The organism is Undibacterium sp. GrIS 1.2, from assembly GCF_040544435.1.
Classification (GTDB): Bacteria; Pseudomonadota; Gammaproteobacteria; order Burkholderiales; family Burkholderiaceae_D; genus Undibacterium.
The window spans coordinates 23714-41679 of sequence record NZ_JBEONP010000046.1; the positions used below are offsets into that span (position 1 = coordinate 23714).

Below are 17966 nucleotides of genomic sequence, written 5' to 3' on the forward strand. Positions count from 1 at the left end.
ACTGGCTAGACGCGACGATGACGCAAGCTGCATCTTGCTAGGAGGAGCAACAACGCGAGGCAGTTTCGCCAAAGGTGCAATTGTCGCTGTAGCGTTCCCACTCAAATCGCGGTGGTGCTATCCCTCTGAAGACCGCACGCCGTCTGGGTTTTTTGCGAAGTGGTAGCGATCTAATGGAAAATCTGGGTTTAATCTAGCAGCAGCGATGGTAATCAATTTGCCGCTGGCAAGCCCTTGCTGACGCTCTCACCATCCTCGGCGCGCAAAGTCCAAAATGTCAGCGACGAGAGCATCGTCATTACCCCCAAAGTCAAAAATGCGTGATGCAAGGCGCTGGTCACGGCGACTTTGTCCGACTGCGGCAAGTCCCCCAAATACCAGGCCGTCACTAAAGATCCGCAAGCCAGACCAAAGCTCATCGACATCTGCTGCAACGAACTGGCAATCGTACTAGCCATACTGGAATCGGCAGTGCCAATATCGGCAAACGCCATCGAATTCATGCTGGAGAATTGCAGCGAATTAAAAAAGCCCTGCGTTAATCCTAAAAAAACAATCCAGATAATCGGTGTGCCTGAAGACACCGTAGCAAATGTGCAAATCGTCACGCCGATCATGACGGTATTCATCATCAATACTTTGCGATAACCAAAGCGGCGCAATACGCGCGCTGAAATCAGCTTCATCCCCATCGCAGCGGCAGCAGCGGGCATCATCAGCAAACCAGATTGCCAGGCCGGCAATCCAAGACCAAGCTGGTAAAGTAAAGGCAGCAAAAACGGCAAACCGCCCAAGCCTAGGCGCGTGATAAACCCACCCACCACAGAGACTCTAAAAGTACGGATGCGGAACAAGGTCAAACGCAATAAGGGGTGCGGCGTATTGCGTGCATGCCAGCCATAGGCGGCTAGCAGACAAAGCGACAGCAAAAATAAAATGCCCTCTGATGTCCCGTCTATCCGGTGTTCGCCAAATATCTCTAGCAGCCAAGATAGCAAGGCCGTGCCAACGCCAAACAGCAGCAGACCAATCACATCAATCGGCCGATTGCCATCACCACGATAATCAGGCATATGTTTGTGGATCAGCCATTGCGCGACCAAACCGACCGGCACATTGATAAAGAAAATCACCCTCCAGGGTAACCAATGCACAATCAGACCACCAATCGTCGGCCCCAACAAAGGGCCGATCAAGGCCGGGATGATTACAAAGTTCATCGCCATCAATAGCTCAGATTTTGGAAAGGTACGAATAATCGCCAGGCGCCCGACTGGCATCATCATCGCCGCACCTATCCCCTGCAAAATCCGGGCGGCAACCAGCATCGGCACATTAACTGACAAACCACTCAGCACAGAAGCCAAGGTAAAAATGCCGACCGCCGTGCTGAACACACGCCGCGTACCAAAGCGATCTGCCATCCAGCCGCTGATGGGAATACACACCGCCAGACTCAGGATATAACTGGTGACAACCGCTTTAAGACTCAGCGGTGTGACCTGCAAACTGAGGGCCATTGAGGGGACTGCGGTATTGAGGATGGTGGAGTCGAGCTGCTCCATGAATAAGGCGGTTGCTACTACCCAGGGCAGGTAGCGTTTGACGTCGGTTTCATTCATAGAGAAAAGAGAGTAAGTGAGTACAGGAATTTGCTTAAAATTTTCTTAAAAGCTAGTAAGAAATTTAGCTTGAATCACTAATTAGTGCTGCTGAACAATAAGGCGATGATAGCACCGCCCCCTTTAATCCGCTGTAACAGCATGCAGCATGTGTAAGTTAGAGCCCCGCCTTGCTACATATTTATACCGCCTGCCGCTATCCAATTAGCAAAAACCAAAGCAATCACATTATTGATACCTGATGCTGATGCGCTAAAACTCAGCATCAGGCTTTTTTAACGAACTCCGATTTCAATTGCATCGCGCCTATGCCATCAATTTTGCAATCAATATCATGATCGCCATCCACCAGACGAATCGATTTGACCTTGGTGCCGACCTTGACGACTAAAGAAGAACCTTTGACTTTTAAATCTTTGATGACCGTGACCGAATCACCGTCATTGAGCACCGTGCCATTGGCGTCGCGCACCACTGCTTTTTGATCAACGCTATCCTCCACTACGTCCTTGCTCCACTCATGAGCACATTCAGGGCAAACAAAATTACTGCCATCCTCATAGGTATAGACGGATTGGCATTGAGGACATTGCGGCAAACTGCTCATGGTGTGCTTTCTTGTATTGGAACTGGGAGACGATTTTTAGACGGGAGCAGGCAATAAATCAGATCGAGTGCAGTATTGCCAGCGAATAAATAGGAAGTATTGAAGTTCGCTATTTTATGCGCTCTTCTACATCTGACGGATAAGAATTGAGTCTTGGCAGAAAGCGATAACGACTTTATGACCGCAATCAACGACAGGCAAACAATACGCTAACAAACGTGCAATTACATTAAAAGTTAGATAAAAAATTAAGTCTTCATAAAAATATACTCCTATTTAGTATATTTTATTGTCCAAATAATTAATGGTCTTAAACGCATATTTATCGACATACTCCCCTATTAATTAAAATAGCAAGTGATTCACTTCGTGCCGTACTAGGAATCTTGAGCACAAACAAGATCGACAAATAACGCAACACTGGCTATAAAGCTTAGACTCGCCGAGGTATTTTTTTAAAACTGCGAACTATTTCTATGGTGAAATAGTCTATGTAATTCATTAATATAATAAGACTGAAACAATTTGCGTCGACAAGACGCAGCGATAGCAACTGTGTATGCTAAATTTTGCGTCAGTCTAAATATACTCAGGCACCTGCCTGAACTAGAAAACTTATAAAGGAGGAGTCGAATGCGTATTCATCAACTTGGTCGTCTATCTGTTCTGAGCATCTTGCTGGCAAGCTGTTTTACTACCCAGGCAGCAAACGCTGCCGACACGCTGCTGCTGCGCCAACCAACGGTGTCCCGCGACCATCTGGCGTTTGTATATGCAGGTGACATCTGGCTGGCAGATCGCGACGGCCAACATCCTATGCGACTGACTACGCATCCGGCATCTGAATTTGCCCCCAAATTTTCTCCTGATGGCAAATGGCTGGCGTTCTCTGCCAGCTATGACAACAATACCGACGTGTATGTAATCCCAGTCCAAGGCGGAGAAGCGCGGCGCTTGACCTGGCACCCTGGTCAAGACGTGGTGGTGGGCTGGAGTGCCGATGGTAAACGCGTGCTGTTTTCATCCAACCGAGAAATCGCGAATAGTCGCAGTAACCAGTTGTATGAGGTGCCGCTGGAAGGCGGTTACGAGAAAAAAGTCATGGAAGCCATTGCCTTTGAAGGTAACTGGTCTGGCGATGGAAAACTCTTGGCCTATCGCCCTTTCCGTCAGGCATATAGCGGTACCAGCGGCTGGCGTCAGCATCGCGGCGGTACCACGCCACCGGTCTGGATTATGGATGTGGCAAATAACAAATTAGAAAAAATCCCTCACGAGAACGCCAACGACAGCAATCCTGTCTGGGTTGGCGACGAGGTATTTTTTATCTCTGATCGCAAAGATGGTGCGGCCAATCTATTTGCTTACAACCGCCAAAATAAAACAGTACGGCAAGTCACGACAGAAACCGTTTGGGATGTCCGTAACCTCGGTGCTTATGGCACGACAGTCGTGTATGAAGTCGGTGGCGCGCTTAAGGAACTGGATACGGTCAGCGGCAAAACACAAAGCATCCACGTCGATCTGGAGTCACAAACAGCGCAAGCAATACAAGCGCGACCACAATGGAAAGACGCCAGCAGCAATATCACTTCGGCGAGTCTGTCCCCCAGCGGCAAACGTGTCGTCGTTAGCGCCCGCGGCGATGTATTTACCGTACCGGTGAAAGATGGTTCAGTCCGCAATTTGACAGAGACCTCAGGCATCCGTGAAAAAGATGGTATCTGGAGCGCTGATGGCAAGCAGATCGCCTACATCTCAGATGCAGGTCGTCAGCATAGTCTGGTCGTACGCGATCAGACCGGCTTAGACAAAGCCAAAACCTATGCGCTGGGCAAGCAAGGCTATTTCAACTTATTAGACTGGTCACCGGATGCCAAGACGATCGTGCTACAGGACAATCACTTGCAACTGTATGCAATCAGTCTGGTGACGGGCAATATCAGCAAGATCGATGTGAGCGCCCGACGTTCTAAATTCGCTGTCTCGTTTTCATCCGACAGCCGCTGGCTGGCATATACCGTGGTGGGTGCGAACCAGTTTTCACAAATCAAACTGCATGATTTCCAAACGGGTAAAAACGTCAATCTGACCGATGGCATGAGCCACGCCGATAATCCTGTTTTTGCCGCGGCAGACTATTTGTACTTTACTGCGTCGACTAATTCTGGACCCACCCATGTAGGACTGGATATGTCTACCCAAGAACGTCCCTTGCGCAATGGCATCTACGTTGCCGTACTAGCGGCGGACGGCAAATCGCCTCTGCTACCGAAGAGCGGTGATGAGAACGATAAAAAAGATGATGCAAAAAAAGACGAGGATAAAAAAGATAGCGACAAAAAAGAAGGCGCTAAAGACGATACTAAAGAAAGCTCTAAGGATAATAAAGAGAGTAAAGATAAAGCCAAGGACGATAGCTCTGGCAAGCCAACTAAGCCCGTCAAAATTGATCTGGATGGCTTGCAACAACGTATCGTTGCGCTGCCAGTGGCAGAGCGTAATTACGATACGCTGGCGGTCGCTTCCGACGGCTCACTATTTTATTTAGAGCATCGTCAGCCCGGCGTCAGCAATGAACTGCCTTCTGCAAAAAATGACGACGATGCAGAATTGTTCCGTTTTAGTTTTGACGACAAAAAAGCGAAATCACTCAGACAAAATATCGCTTCTTTCAGCCTCAGTGGTGATGGCAAAAAAATCTTAATCCAGTCCGGTAAAGTCAAACTAGAAATTGGCGATGCAGGTGAAAAATTAGAAACCAAACCAATCGATTTATCTCAGCTACGCATGAAGGTCAATCCGCGTGAGGAATGGGAACAGATTTTTAACGAAGCCTGGTGGATGGAAAAAGAATTCTTCTATGATGCCAATTTGCACGGACTGGACTGGGACGGTATTTATAAACGCTACCAACCATTGCTTAAACATGTGCAACGACGTGAGGATTTAAACGACTTGCTGGTAGAAATGATCGGTGAATTACAGGTCGGTCATAACCGCATCGGTGGTGGAGACGTGCAAGAAGAAAAACCAGTCGCTGTAGGTTTACTCGGTGCCGACTTTAGCATCGACCAAGGACATTATCGTGTTAAAAACATTCTGCCGGGCGACCGTTGGAATCCATTTTTAAAAGCACCATTAGCAATCCCCGGCCTGCAAATCAAACCTGGTGATTACTTGCTTGCGATTAATGGCAAACCTCTGGATGCCAGCAAAAATATCTATTCACTGTTAGAAAACACGGTAGGTAAGCAAGTGACATTAACGCTTACCAGTGACCTGGCCAGCAAGCAAACCCATCAGATTATCGTGCAGCCTATCGGAAATGAATCTGCATTACGCCAATGGCAATGGATAGAAAAAAACCGTGAGTATGTGCAGAAAAAAACCAACGGCAAAGTCGCTTACGTTTATCTGCCAGATACTGGTGAAACTGGCTATCGATACTTCAACCGCATGTTTTATGCGCAAGCAGATAAACCTGCCTTGATCGTAGACGAGCGCCGCAATAGCGGTGGACAAGCGGCTAACTACATCACAGACATCCTGAGCAGAAAATATCTGGCAAGTTGGAAGGACCGAGATGGCCTGCTGTTTGATACGCCAGGAGCAGCGATCTATGGCCCTAAAGCCATGCTGATTGATCAGGATGCAGGATCAGGCGGCGACTTCTTACCATATGCGTTTAAACGTCTGGGTTTGGGTGCGTTAATCGGCAAACGCACCTGGGGTGGATTGATCGGCATCTCCACCAATCCCGATCTAATCGATGGCGGCAATCTGCTAGTACCGTTCTTCCGGTTCTTTACCCCAGACGGCGAATGGCGTGTTGAGAATGAAGGCGTCGTACCAGACATTGATGTCGAGTTAGATCCGACAGAAGTCAACCTCGGACACGACACACAACTCGACGCAGCGATCCAGAATGTCATGCAAAAAATGCAGACCTATCAGCCAGTACAACGCCAGCAGGCTCCCGCAATGCCGACGCAATTAGGTAAGTAATGAGCGACTGCTTAGGTAGTAACTAACAGCATTGGGGTAGTGATATCATCAGGTGCACTACCCTTTTTTTAACTCAATTGAGTTGGAAACCATTCAACACTTATAAGGTTTGCAGGCTATTTTCGCGCCATAAGCCTTATAGAATCTAGACATCTGATTTCAAATAATTTTATATTTGAAGACACCAAGACGAGCAAGCACACTTAACCGCGGCATCAAGCTATGGGATAATGCGTCTCCCATCTATCACCACACTTCAGGACTCCCAATATGACTACCCCAAAATTACTCGACTGTAAAAATCAACCAGTTGCGGTGGGAGATATCGTGCGTATTGTGAGTCTGGACAAGCAATTTATCAAAAGCTTTCCCGAAGATGAAAGAATTTTATTTGAATCAATGATCGGTAATTTTTTTAAAATTGTTGATCTGGATGATTTCGGCCAGGCATGTGTTGTGCGCGAATGGCATGACGAGACGGGCATGCTGCAAACTCATGTGATCGCGTTAGATGCAGAAGAAATGGAAAAGGTGTAATCAGTCCCGATGATCCAGCCGGGGTCTGATTACACCTTCTATCCGTATTAGTTATTTACTCTGACTACGACCGTTCCAAGTTACCAGATCGTGACGCGCCTCCCTGCTGGGCGCAACGGCGAGCGATCGGCAGGACAGCTAAAAGCTTCGGCAAATTCTGGCATATTGGCGATAGGTCCAATCACCCGATATTTTTCAGGTGAATGGGGATCAGTCGCTAATTGCAGACGCAAATTTTCATCACGTGTTTTGCCACGGAAACTTTGTGCGTTGGCGATAAAGTAGCGCTGCTCTGGCGTCAAACCATCAATCACTTCGGGCTGTGGCGTCTTCTTCAGCGCTGCGCGCAATGCTTGCAGAGCGATTTTATCGCCACCTAAATCGGCAATATTCTCACCCGCAGTTAATTTACCGTTGATATGCAATTTTTCGATAGGATTGAATTCGTCAAATTGTTTTTCTATTCCCGCTACTCGTTTTAAGAAGGCTTTTTCATCGGCCTTGGTCCACCAGCTTTTCAGATTACCATCGGCATCAAACTGACGGCCCTCATCATCAAATGCGTGTGTCAACTCATGCCCGATAGTCGCACCAGTATTGCCATAATTAGCGGCCAGATCAGCCTTAATATGGTACAGCGGCGGTTGCAAAATACCCGCTGGGAAGACCATTTCATTCATCGTAGGATTGTAGTAAGCGTTGACGGTTTGCGGCGTCATGCCCCACTCGTTACGATCAATTGGCTTACCTAACTTGGCAAGATTGCGTTTGAACTCAAACTCGGCAGCACGCATGTTGTTACCAGCGTAGGAGTTTGGATCAATCTTTAGCTGGCTGTAATCACGCCATTTATCTGGGTAACCAATTTTGACTACGATGGTATCGAGCTTACGATAAGCTTGCTGTTTGGTACTGGCAGACATCCAGTCTAATTTACTCAAACTGTCGCGCATCGCTTGCTTGATGTTGTCGACCATTTCCAGTACACCTGCTTTTGCATCTGGACCAAAAAATTGCGCAACATAAAGCTCGCCTAATGCTTCGCCGATATTGGTATCGAGGTTATGTAATACCCGCTTCCAACGCGGTTGTAATTCTTTTGTTCCCGCTAAAGTTTTTCCGTAAAAATCAAAATTAGCATTCACAAATGCAGAAGATAAATCCTTGGCATTTGCGTTGACTAATTGCCAGCGTAAATAGGTTTTCCATTGAGGAAGCGGTAAGGTATTAAGCATCAAACCGGCTTCCGCAATAAATTTTGGCTGTCCGATATTAAATTGTGCCGGCTGATCTAATCCTATGTCTTTGAAATAGTTTGCCCACTTGGCATTGCCATCAAGTTTGCTTAATTTGCTTAAGCCGTTGATATCCATGAGGTGGTAAGAAGCTTGTGGATCGCGCAGTGCAACTTTGCTTAAGGAGGCTTTTGCCAGGCGCGTCTCGAATGCGATGACTGCGGCTGCATTTTGTTTTGCCACTTCTGGTGCATCACCTAACAACGTGAACATAGTGGCGACATATGCTTGATATTTTTTACGAATATCTACCGTCTTTACATCGGTCTTAAGGTAATAGTCACGATCCGGCAATCCCAGTCCACCTTGAACGATTTGCGCAATATAGCGCGTCGTGTTTTTAGCATCTTGATCAACATAAAAATTAAATAACGATCCGACACCAATTTGATGTTGTCTGGCGATGACAGCTAGCAACTGTGTACGATCAGTAATCGCATCAATCTGCGCCAAATCTGCTGCCAGTGGCTTGGCGCCATCGGCCTCGATCCGAGCCTCGTCAATACCGCTATGGTAATAAGCACCAACCAGATTAACAACGGCGGTAGTTCCTGGTTCTGCCAATTTGGCGGATGCGGATTCTGCAATCGCTTTCAAGGCCAGCAGATTTCTCTCAGTCACTTCGTCATAAGCAGAAAAACGGGAGCGGTCGGCCGGGATCATATTATTCTTGAGCCAGGTACCGTTAGAATATTCAAAAAAATTCGTACATGGATCTGCTTTGAGGTCCATCGTCTGTGCCTCTAATACCAGATTATTAGTATTGGATTGGGCATGAACCGCTGCGGTTGAAGAGAAGCACAGCAAAATCGCTAATGCGCTACGACGTAGTGTCATTGTTTTTTTCATCGATCGTGTCTCATAAAAATAAATGAAAGCCTGACTCAGCTTAACTAAGTCAGACAGGAATCAAGTAATCAAATGACGTCAATGACATCACTCAGATCACGAAGCGCTTTTGGCACTTTTTTACTACCATTTAGTACCATTTGTTGCCATTGCATCGAACACTGATTAGCTTATCGACGCTATTTTTCCGTCGGTAAAACTTGAACCGCGATGGCGGAATACTGTCCCGGTGCATGGTACACGCGCTAAGTCGCTTTTTGAAAATCTTCAGGCTTTGCATCAGGAATCTGCATAAATTTTTGTGGGTTCAAATCAATCAGCGGAAACCAAGAACTTTGCACCTGCACCATAATGCGGTGACCACGACGGAAAGTATGGTTGACGTCTGGCATAGAATAATTCACGCTTTCAATCTGACCAGGAACGAACGGTTGCGGCTTTTCAAAACCATTACGGAATTTGCCGCGCAAGGGTTCACCGCGCACTAATTGCTGATATCCAGCCATCGTCATAGAAGGTGGTGGCACATCATTGGGTCTAGATTTTTCTTCTACGGTAGAAGGATAATCACTCGGATACACATCGATCAGCTTCACAACCCAGTCAGCATCAGTGCCCGTGGTAGAAACGAATAGTTTAGGAGAAATCGGTCCGACGATGGTGATATCTTCCTCCAGCGGCTGGCTCTTATACACCAGCACATCTGATCTGGTGGAGGCAAAACGCTGATCGGATGTCGGATATTCTCTTGGCACACCAATCGCGGTATAACCAACAAACGGGACAGGTTTTTTAGGATCACTGACATACTCATCAAATGCGTTGCCATCAGCAAGAGAAGAGGATGGCTGGGTCCAGCTTAAACTGCCATTGGCACCTAAATACAAGCTGCGGGATTGCGCTTGTTGCGGCGGCCAGGATGGATAGCTGCGCCAAACATTCGTACCAGTTTCAAACATTTGCGCCTCAGGCATCGCTTTGCCAGTAACGCCTTTCAGATACTGTTCAAAAAATGGGAAGACGATATTTTTACGATAATAGTCGCCCGTCTTCGCATCAAAATTGGCATATCCCAGTGACTTTCCTTCTGAGCGGCCCCAACCTCCATGTGCCCATGGCCCCATGACCAAGCCATTGTAGATACCAGTATTATTTTTCTTAATGCTACGGTAAGTGGTCAAAGGTCCTTGTGGATCTTCTGCGTCATACCAACCACCAACGGTGAGCACGGCAGCATGTATGTTTTTGAGGTGTGCTGCGATATTTCTGGACTGCCAAAAACCATCGTAGCTAGTGTGAGTAATTGTGGGCATCAATAACTCGCGCTGCTTTTCTGTGAGCTGATCCGTAATATTTTTTAACGTTAAGTGTGACAGAAAATAGTCATAACCGTCGTCAGTGCCGTAATCAAATTCATCCCAACGCTTAGGTTGATTAGTCGGGTTAGCTTGCTCTGTAAAGCTGGCATAAAACCCAAAATTTGCCGCCAGCATGAAGGCGCCGCCGTGATATGAGTCATCGCCCATATACAAATCAGTCACTGGTGCTTGCGGAGATGCTGCTTTGATCGCCGGATGGGAGTCGATGATACTGGCAGATGTATAAAATCCGGGATAAGAAATGCCCCAGATTCCGACTTTGCCGTTATTGCCAGATACATTTTTCAGCAACCATTCAACGGTGTCATGCATATCCTGACTCTCAACACCCTCACCTGCTAAACGCGCAGTTTTTTGATGCGGCGTCATCTCTTGCCATTTACCCTCAGACATATAACGGCCACGCACATCTTGATTGACGAAAATGTAGCCGCTGGCATCAAACTCTTTAGATGGACCTAAAGAAGTAGGATAAAAATCTACCCCATAATGCAATTGATCCTGCTGATGAACGCCTGCACTGTATGGCGTGCGTACCATCAAAAATGGATAGGTCTTGCTGGCATCTTTGGGAACATACACCACAGTGAATAACTTAACGCCGTCACGCATGGGAATGCGATATTCATACTTGGTGTAGTTTTCACGGGTATTGGGCTTACTTGCTTCAGCAGCGTCGGCTTTGTTCAACTCTTTTGTATTGAAACTATCCGCACTAGCAATATTTGTAAAAGCAAAGACAGAGAGGGGGAAAATAACGAACAAGGACTTCAAACTTGGCATGGCAGCTTTCAAGTAAATTAAATCAGCATTGGACAAAATGAAAGAAAAAAACCTTAATAGAAAGCACTAGCGCTCTTTCATAAAAAGGATGATTTTCTCTTTAAACTGTAAAAACTAAATCAAAATCTTGATATTGACCATTAGAGCAACATTTAGTGCCTGAAAATCGAAATTATTTTCGATAAATTTCTGGACGTGATTTGTTTCTTTGCTCAAATACTAGTTTGGCATCATGAATCGCGCGCTGTTGATTGCGCATTTCTGGGTAATCGTCATGCAAACTAAAAAAACTCGCCGCTTGTGCGCGCATCACATACCTAATCGCCGCCTCGTCTGTGAGGTCATACATTTCAGTCAACAGCGTGGTTACTTCATCTAAATATTCTTCGTAAGTCATTTTTCTCTCCGCTTTACTATCTTAATTAAAACGCTATTTGTATTGTATTGATTAAACTTTTTCATACTTATCCGGTCAGATACACACGGCTGTATCAATAATGTATTGAGCTCTATTTTGCTTAAAACCTGCCATGTAACGTAGTTTAAATAAAGATGATAAGTGTGTAACGAACCAGTAACAGGCTGTAATTCGTTAAGCAATATTATGATTTTCATCCTAAACTAAGTATAGATGTCGTCATTGTATTTTTTGTGAGGTGTGTGATGAAGTTAATTAAACCTTTTGTTTCTTTGTTGGTAATCCTTGCCATCACTAGCAGCAGTGTAGCGCTAGCACGTCCGTTTTATCATGGACCACGCTTTGGTCTGGGGATTTATGTAAACCCATTCCCTGTGTTTGCCAGTTCATATTACTATGGTGGACCATATTATTACCCAAATACCTATCGCTATTATCCAGATGTCGTAGTTGCTCCTCCAACCACAGTCTATATTGAGCAGTCAAATAGTAATAATCCGCCTAATAACTACGTAACACCTGTGACACCGCAACAAAGTTCTGGTGATTGGTACTACTGTCATAACCCCGATGGCTTTTATCCATCAATTAAAAGTTGCCCTGCTGGCTGGCAACGAGTACCGGCACAAGCACCAGCAGATCGTTAAATCAAAATTAATTTTGGCCTAAAGTGACTGTCCCAAACGATTACTTAATTAGACTATTTAATTATAAAGGGCGCTTAATGCGCCCTTTATAATTGGTAATTTACATGTGAACTTACGTTTAAATCAAATTAACTTAGCTCAGTTTAACTTACTAGCGTAGTCAAACTTAAGCGATCAAGATTAACCTCGTAACACCTCACGAATAGTCGCAGCCAATTCTTCTGCTACAAATTTTGCGACATATGCATCTGCGCCAACGCTTCTGACATGATCCTCATTAGTGGAACCGGACAAAGATGAATGAATCACCACTGGCAACCCTTTAAAACGCTCATCCTGTTTTATATTGCGGGTCAAGGTGAAGCCGTCCATCTCTGGCATTTCCAAATCCGTCAGCACCATCGCTACTTTGTCGTATACCGTCTTGCCTTCTGCTTGCGCAGCAGCTGAAATAGCTTGCAAGCGCTCCCATGCTTCCTTGCCAGTTTTGGTCATAATGAATGGCGTTCCCATGGCATTTAAAGCTTGCTCGATCAAGCCACGTGCAACGGCAGAATCATCGGCTGCCAAAATCGCTGCGCCAGCGCGTAGTGCAATTTTGGCACCTATTGTTTCTGGGTCTACGTCCTTACCATCTTTGGGTGAAATTTGACGTAGGATTTGCTCCACATCCAAGACTTGTGCCAAACGGGTATCTTCTACATCGCCATCAAGGCGGGCTATACTGGTGACCATGCCGCCACCGGCGCTAGATTCTGCGGATAACACCTGGCTCCAGTCGAGACGTACGATTTCTTCTACCGATTCCACCGCAAAACCTTGGGTTGAACGGGCGTATTCAGTAACCAACATAATATTTAGACCAGTCTTAGGCTTGCACCCAACTACCGATGGCAAGTCAATTACCGGAATAATCTGTCCACGCAAATTCACTACACCAAGATTGTGTGGCATAGCACCAGCGACAGCAGTAATCACTGGCATGGCAACAATCTCACGCACCTTAAAAACATTAATACCAAACAGCTCCGAGCGATCGCCGTTAGCATCTCCGCCTAGCCGGAATAACAACAGCTCAAATTTATTAGAACCAGTCAGGTTAGTACGCTCATCAACTTCCTGTTGTACGCTGCTACTCATGTCAGTAATCCTCAAGGGTTAGGGAGTCGATCATGTTGTATGTATGAGCAAATCGGGCGACTCGTCATTACATCTAATTATGCTACTAAAACTTATTTTATAACGCGATAACACGGTATATATGCTTTGCCTGGTAGTTTCATGCGACTTTGTGCAACAAATGAGTTAAGCAAGGCATCCATGGACTCCATCAGAGTGACATCGCCCCTGATTTCAAAATGGCCATGCTTCTCGATGGCACGTATCCCCTGGTCTTTGACATTGCCTGCGACCACGCCTGAAAAAGCGCGCCGTAAATTGGCCGCCAACAAATGGCGCTCCTGATTTTTGTGCAACGCGAGGTTGCGCATATTCTCATGAGTGGGATCAAACGGCTTTTGGAATTCTGTATCGATTTTTAACAACCAATTGAAATAATACGCATCTCCTCTGGCTTTACGGAATTCTCTTACCTTCTTGATACCGGCCTGCACTTCCTGCGCGACTAATACGGGATCGTTCACAATAATTTGATAGCGTTGCTGCGCCTCTGCACCCAAAGTATGAGCAATAAATTGATCAATTTGTTTGAAATAATCCTTAGCGCTTTCTGGTCCTGTAAAAATCAAGGGAAAAGGCATTTCCGCATTTTCTGGGTGAAGCAAAATACCCAACAAATACAAAATCTCTTCCGCCGTACCTGCTCCGCCAGGGAACACGACAACAGCATGACCTACTCTGACAAATGCTTCTAAGCGCTTTTCAATATCAGGCAAAATAATCAAATCATTGACGATAGGATTTGGTGCCTCTGCCGCGATAATACCTGGCTCAGTCAGCCCTAAATAACGTCCGCCGTGAATACGTTGTTTCGCATGGCCGATCGTTGCACCCTTCATCGGCCCCTTCATTGCGCCCGGACCACAACCGGTGCAAATATCTAAGGCTCGCAAACCCATTTGATAACCCACCTGCTTGGTGTAGTCATATTCATCACTAGAGATGGAGTGCCCGCCCCAACAAACGACGATATTAGGATTGATTTGTGGTCGTAAGAAATTAGCGTTGCGCAGAATGTGAAATACCGCGTTGCTAATACCTTCTGTGGCTGTCAAATCGAACTGTGGATTGTCTTCTATCTCGGACTGAACAAACAAAATATCGCGCAGCACAGCAAACAAATGCTCTTGTATTCCCTTGATCATTACACCATCAACAAAGGCGCTGGCAGGTGCCGCTTTGACGTCCAGCTTAATGCCACGTTCACGTTGGACAATGCGAATATCAAAGTTCTTATAACGCTCCAGCAATTCTTTACCGTCATCCAGACTGCTACCGCAATTTAATACAGCGAGTGAGCATCGGCGAAACAATTGATAAAGACCGCTATGGCTGGTATCCAATAATTTTTGTACTTCGGCTTTGGATAAAACTTCCATCCGGCCATCGGGTGAAATTTGTGTATCAATTACGGCATATTCCATGTGTCGCATATCTTTCTAAATAGGAATGAACTCAGGCAGTCGCTTAGTCGATATCCGAACGTACCTGTGATGATGTATTTATTTTACTCGCCGGGCTGCTTGGCACGCAAAGCATGGACTACAGCCTCCGTCACTTTATTTGTAGTCATGCGCAATTCGTTATTGAGTATGGCGGCTTGCGCGTCGGCCTTCAAGGTACAAAGCAATAATTCTGGCCATGCGTGTTCTTCCGCCAACAAGCCAACCCAACCATTTCTGCCAGAATGCTTCACTGAATATAAGGCGATATCAGCAATATCAATTACGTCTTGCCAGTCAATCGCACGTGGATAAGCTGTCACGAACGGGAAACAAGCAAAACCAATCGAGCAAGTCTGACGGATAAATAGGTCGCCCTCAAGTTGGAAGGGCACATCAGCCACAATAGTTCTCACTCTCTCTGCCAGTTCTTCAGCTCTGTCTCTTGAAGTGCCACGTGCCACGATCAAAAATTCTTCACCGCCCCACCGTATCAGGTAATCAGAATCGCGGAATACTTGCTGCAAGCGTTGCCGTATCTGCACCAAGATCGCATCACCGGCAGCATGACCATATTTATCATTGACTTGCTTAAAATGGTCTAGATCAACTAGGAACATTAGCAAATCTGTATCTTTTGGAATTGGGTCATCCGTGGTAGATGGCGCCTGATAGCTACGAATACTTAAAGCGACATCAGCCTCAATATTTTGAGTCAGAAAACGTCGGTTTTTGAGTCCGGTTAAAGGATCAGTCAAACTCGCATCTTCTAATTCAAGCAAAGCTTGTTCTAGCTGTTTTTGAGTTTTTTGTAAATTGTGGTGCGTATGAGCGTTATCTAAAGCGATAGCACCGTATGCACATAAGCTACGAAATATGAGTCGTTGCCGCTCCCCGTAAGCGGCTTGGTTGGGCGACTGTATCGCGATCACACCCAAGATATGATCGCCGACAATCAAAGGGCCATACAAAGCGATGCGCATGCGATCAGCATTGGATACATCAGAAGACGAATTAGAAAATCCCATCTCCATCAACAATTCTTGGCCCTCAGTGATACAACGCGCAGCATTGCGGGTGCTTCTATCTGGTGTCGTCAGTTGCAAAGAAATAACTTCGCCATTTTCTACCCGGTGATACAAGTTCAGACTAATGCCATCTGCGTCTAACAACCAGATGGATAAATCAGATGCATCTAATAAAGCACTCAGGTGGCGATGCAGCCCGTGACAAACATTTTCGAGGTTTAAGTCAGCGGTGATTTCTTGACCGATCTTGCTCAGTAAATCGAGAGTTTGCGAGGTTTCTATCAGGGTCGCAGCTAGCTGCTGATGATGCAATGCATCAGCTCGGGCACGTTCAGTCTCATGACGCACTTGCATCAATGTTGCCCAATTTGCCGCTTGTTTGGTACGCTCGCGCTGGTCAGCAGCAATCGCTTGTTTGGCATACGCAAACGCGCGTTGGCCATCGCCCGCGTTGGACCAAGCTTCACCTAAAGACAATAACAATTTAGAAGGTGCCAGCCAACCAGGTACCGTGTTACCAAAGTTCAAAGCTCGCTCAAGATAATGCAAGACGATATTCGGTGCCGTCATATCCGCAGGTGAGAACGAAGTATGACGACCATAAATTTCGGCCATTGCCTCGTTAATATCAACACCCAGCGCATCGAAAGATAGCTCGTCGATTAACTGTCTTGCCTCCTCAATCGCTTTTAGCGCGGCATCTGGCTGACCTGCTGTTGATAAGGCGCGGGCGTAACAAATCAAATGCTCAGCCAAATTATTACGCGAACCTGCTTCACGGTACAACACAATTGCGGATTCAAAATAACGTGCCGCCTGAATCGCATCTCCACGCAACAACAAGGTATTAGCAAGCTCTGCCTGCGCAATTGCTTTGTGAATACCGATCTTGTTATCACTCATGCGCTCTAAGGCTTCTTGCAGCACAATCTGGCTTTGTTCTAACTGCCCCAAATGCCGTAATAATTCGCCCAGGCGCATCATACTGTAACCAATTAATGCAGGCCATCCAGTCTTGCGCGAGCAAGATACCGCCCAGTCATAGCAAGCTGCGGCCTCTTCAAAGTCACCAAGTTTTTGCAAGCAAACGCCCGCGTTTGATGCGGCGACAATCGCCAACCGTAAAAGCCCTGCCTGTTCAGCAGATTTACTGGCGTCGTGGTACATCACAGCAGATCGAGTCAGTTCAGGAGAGAATAAAATTTCTCCTTGTGCTGCTGAAATCAACGCGGCAACAGCGGGGTGTCGTGGCTCAAGATTGAGAGTAATCAGTTCAGCCAACAGCTCACTTGCAGCCAAGCTATCGGTAAATGCCGTTAAATAAATCGCCCAGCCACGAGCCAGGGTTTGGCGCATGTGATCGCCAACTCGCCCAAAATTACTGCTGCCATTTTGAGCAGCGGCAATGGCGCGCTCCAATTGACCTTGTTCCAGCGCGATCACTGATTCTGTTAAGGCGGCGTCGCCCTCGCCGACCGGATCTCTGGCAGCAATAAAACCCGTTCTGGCACTTTGCAAAAACTCTTCAGCGTTATCAAATTCGCGGAACAGCGCAGCCACCTCAGCGCGGATTAATGCCAATCTGGCGCGCACGCCGCGACGCTGGTCTGGCATCAAAGGGCTGTTGCGCAACAAACCGTCAGCCTCGTCCACCAAACTTAATGCCCGCTGGCTATCGCGCTGCCTTAAGTGCCAGGCAACGTTGACTAAGGTGTTAACTCTTGCTGCGCCAGCCAATGCAGCCAACTCGGTCTCAAGCCGATTTACTTCATCATCAAGCGCGTATAAATACATGGAAATTCTTTAAATGTGCAATAGCATCAAAGCGCTCTATTATGCATGCATTTTATGTAGGTTTTATTGCGATAAGACATTATCTTGAGTGAAACATGCATAGATCAAAATTAGCCTTCAGTTTGCGTGCGGCTCCACCTATTTTTTTCAACATTAAACGACAGAAAATGTTTCCTCAAAAAAATAGTAGTGCCGATATGAATGTAGTAAATAATGCGGCAAAACATTATTTTCAGTAATAGATTGTGAAGTTCATGATCGACCTGTACAATTCGCCCCTTCGGACGCGGGGTGGAGCAGTCTGGCAGCTCGTCGGGCTCATAACCCGAAGGTCGTAGGTTCAAATCCTGCCCCCGCAACCAATAAAATCAAAGGCTT

At 46.4% G+C, this 17966-nt stretch carries 11 protein-coding genes and 1 tRNA gene; 4 read left to right on the forward strand and 8 right to left on the reverse strand.

Translation table 11 applies throughout. The features are described 5' to 3' along the window. Positions 1-212: 212 nt before the first annotated feature. Both AAKU61_RS17345 and AAKU61_RS17350 read right to left on the reverse strand, forming a co-directional pair. Positions 213-1622 carry an MFS transporter gene (locus AAKU61_RS17345; RefSeq protein ID WP_354334294.1) on the reverse strand — a complete coding sequence of 470 codons (1410 nt, stop codon included), beginning with the start codon at positions 1620-1622 and terminating at the stop codon, positions 213-215. 265 nt (positions 1623-1887) lie between these two features. Next, positions 1888-2229 (reverse strand): zinc ribbon domain-containing protein YjdM, encoded by a 342-nt coding sequence (locus AAKU61_RS17350; RefSeq protein ID WP_354334296.1) that lies wholly within the window; start codon positions 2227-2229, stop codon positions 1888-1890. A 633-nt stretch (positions 2230-2862) separates the two neighbouring features. On the opposite strand from AAKU61_RS17350, the gene AAKU61_RS17355 reads away from it, so the two are divergent. After that, complete coding sequence (locus AAKU61_RS17355) at positions 2863-6237, forward strand: S41 family peptidase (RefSeq protein WP_354334298.1); 3375 nt, start codon at positions 2863-2865, stop codon at positions 6235-6237. A 270-nt stretch (positions 6238-6507) separates the two neighbouring features. After that, entirely contained in the window at positions 6508-6774 is a 267-nt protein-coding gene (locus AAKU61_RS17360) for a hypothetical protein (RefSeq protein WP_354334299.1), read from the forward strand. Between the two features lie 80 nt (positions 6775-6854). Here the strand turns inward: AAKU61_RS17360 and AAKU61_RS17365 are convergent, their stop codons facing one another. The 3 genes from AAKU61_RS17365 to AAKU61_RS17375 form a co-directional block, all read right to left on the reverse strand. After that, the gene (locus AAKU61_RS17365; protein ID WP_354334301.1) at positions 6855-8918 is read right to left on the reverse strand and encodes a M13 family metallopeptidase; all 2064 of its coding nucleotides are present in this window, start codon (positions 8916-8918) and stop codon (positions 6855-6857) included. Between the two features lie 245 nt (positions 8919-9163). Then, positions 9164-11080: a CocE/NonD family hydrolase gene (locus tag AAKU61_RS17370; protein WP_354334303.1), complete on the reverse strand. Its 1917-nt coding sequence runs from the start codon at positions 11078-11080 to the stop codon at positions 9164-9166. 172 nt (positions 11081-11252) lie between these two features. Further along, positions 11253-11477 carry a hypothetical protein gene (locus tag AAKU61_RS17375; RefSeq protein WP_322118269.1) on the reverse strand — a complete coding sequence of 75 codons (225 nt, stop codon included), beginning with the start codon at positions 11475-11477 and terminating at the stop codon, positions 11253-11255. Between the two features lie 266 nt (positions 11478-11743). Between AAKU61_RS17375 and AAKU61_RS17380 the strand changes: the two genes are divergently transcribed. Next, positions 11744-12145, forward strand: a complete 402-nt coding sequence (locus AAKU61_RS17380) for a hypothetical protein (RefSeq protein ID WP_354334305.1) — start codon at positions 11744-11746, stop codon at positions 12143-12145. A gap of 180 nt (positions 12146-12325) precedes the next feature. On the opposite strand, the gene AAKU61_RS17385 is transcribed toward AAKU61_RS17380, so the two are convergent. From AAKU61_RS17385 to AAKU61_RS17395, 3 genes are all read right to left on the reverse strand, one after another. After that, a complete protein-coding gene (locus tag AAKU61_RS17385; RefSeq protein WP_322118267.1) occupies positions 12326-13285 on the reverse strand; it encodes a chemotaxis protein in 960 nt (319 codons plus the stop codon). 92 nt (positions 13286-13377) lie between these two features. Beyond that, positions 13378-14748 (reverse strand): nucleotide 5'-monophosphate nucleosidase PpnN, encoded by a 1371-nt coding sequence (gene ppnN, locus AAKU61_RS17390; protein WP_354334307.1) that lies wholly within the window; start codon positions 14746-14748, stop codon positions 13378-13380. Positions 14749-14831: 83 nt separating this feature from the next. After that, the gene (locus AAKU61_RS17395; RefSeq protein WP_354334309.1) at positions 14832-17588 is read right to left on the reverse strand and encodes a diguanylate cyclase domain-containing protein; all 2757 of its coding nucleotides are present in this window, start codon (positions 17586-17588) and stop codon (positions 14832-14834) included. A gap of 285 nt (positions 17589-17873) precedes the next feature. On the opposite strand from AAKU61_RS17395, the gene AAKU61_RS17400 reads away from it, so the two are divergent. Then, positions 17874-17950, forward strand: a tRNA-Met gene (locus AAKU61_RS17400). Positions 17951-17966: the final 16 nt, after the last annotated feature.